We start from the raw sequence: 1,766 nt of genomic DNA, 5'->3' as shown, positions 1-1,766 counted from the left end.
TGAATATATGGCGTTGCTCGCAGCTCATTATGATGGTTAGTGCGTTAAGTGCATGCAGCGCCATGAGTGATAAAGAATGTCTGCAAGCCGACTGGTCTACTGTTGGTCAGCTCGATGCAGAGCAAGGGCGAGTATCAGCGACCCGGCTTGAAAAGTACTATCGCTCTTGTGCGGATGTGAGCGTGGTGCCAGATAAAACGCAATATGAGCAAGGTTATCAACAAGGCTTGCAGCAATTCTGTACTCAATCGAAGGGCTACTATTTTGGATTGCATGGCGGCCAGTACAAAGGGACATGCCATACTCCTGCCACTGACGAAGCCAGCTTTATGAGCGGCTACCAGCCAGCAACAGAGCGCTATAAGCTGGAACGACGAGTGGATGAGCTAGAGCGGCTCATAGCAAAAGAACAAACGCGCTTTTTACATCGGCGACCCTTGCGCGTTAATAGCGCAGAGCATGCTGCGCGCGATGCACTGCAAACACACGAGCATTACCAAGCATTGTTTTGGCTTAGAATGGAGCGGCAAGATGTTCTGCAAGCATTGCGTCAGTGGGAAACCACGCATCAAACATTAATGGACGCCATTCATGGCCAGCCGCAATAAGCTGGGTGCCTTGCTCTGCTAGAGCGCCCAGCTCGATTTATCTCTTTAAGGATATCACATGAAACTGACTTCTTTTTCTATCGATGGCCGCCCGACTTTTGGCGCCGTGGTCGATCAAAATGTTTATGACCTAGGTGGCGTAGATCCAGAAATTAATGACCTTCGGCAGTTTCTAGCCGATCCATTTGACGTGCCGGATGTGCTAACTAGTGTCCCTAGTTATCCATTAGCCGCCGTTGATTTATTGCCCGTGATCCCCAACCCCGAGAAAATTTTGTGTGTGGGTCTCAATTACGAAAGTCATCGGTTAGAAACAGGTATGCCAGAAATGGAGCACCCGGTGCTCTTTACTCGCTTCAGTTCAACGCAGGTCGCTTCAGGCCAGCCGATCATCCGCCCAACTGTTTCTGAAAAGCTTGATTTTGAAGGCGAGCTGGCCGTTATTATTGGCAAGGGCGGTCGCCATATTGCTGAAAAGGACGCGTTTGATCATGTCGCTGGTTATAGCTGTTATAACGATGCGAGTATTCGAGATTGGCAGATGCATACGCGCCAATTTACGGCTGGTAAAAATTTCGATAATACCGGTGCTTTTGGGCCGTGGATGGTCACCCGCGATGAGATCAATGATGCGGATTTGCCCAACCAAACTCTTACAACGCGCTTAAATGGGGAGCAAGTACAACATTCTGCGTTCTCTGATTTCATTTTTGATGTACCCGCGCTTATCTCGTATATCTCCACTTTTTGTACCTTAGTACCCGGAGATGTCATTGTAACTGGTACGCCCGGTGGTGTTGGCGTTGTGCGTAAACCGCGCTTATACATGAAGCCCGGCGATGTTATCGAGGTGGAGATCAGTGGTGTGGGCCTACTGCGTAACGCCATCGCGCAAGAACCCAGTATTGATAAATAAGATGATTGCTCGCCCGAGGCTGCAACACTGCGTTGCAGCCTACGAGCATTTAAACCGCTTCTGATCGCCACCATACTAAGCCTACACACTTAAAGTTTAGGCTGAACTTATCATGGCTGATGCAACGCATCCCCCTAAAACAGTATCTAACACACCGTTCTCTGTTTTGGATCTAGCACCCATTCTTGAAGGGCAAGTAGCGGCTGATTCCTTCAACAACAGCTTAGCGGTAGCACAACATG

The 1,766-nt window shown here is 49.2% G+C and carries 2 protein-coding genes; both read left to right on the top strand.

Annotated features, from left to right (window positions below; translation table 11 throughout):
- Positions 1 to 608, top strand: a 608-nt coding sequence (locus KO497_RS05975) for a DUF2799 domain-containing protein (RefSeq protein WP_215943065.1), incomplete at its 5' end; no start/stop codon positions are given.
- A gap of 58 nt (positions 609 to 666) precedes the next feature.
- Positions 667 to 1,524, top strand: a complete 858-nt coding sequence (locus KO497_RS05970; protein ID WP_215943064.1) for a fumarylacetoacetate hydrolase family protein — start codon at positions 667 to 669, stop codon at positions 1,522 to 1,524.
- The last annotated feature ends 242 nt before the right edge of the window (positions 1,525 to 1,766 follow it).

The sequence above is a fragment of the Pacificibacter marinus genome, assembly GCF_018860665.1.
GTDB classification, from domain to species: Bacteria; Pseudomonadota; Alphaproteobacteria; order Rhodobacterales; family Rhodobacteraceae; genus Celeribacter; species Celeribacter marinus_A.
The sequence above is the reverse complement of the archived record's forward strand: the minus strand, read 5'-3'. Positions and strand labels throughout refer to the sequence as shown.

Bases quoted from the DNA above. Each gene is read 5' to 3' on its own strand.
- KO497_RS05970 (WP_215943064.1), top strand. From the start codon at position 667: ATGAAACTGACTTCTTTTTCTATCGATGGCCGCCCGACTTTTGGCGCC.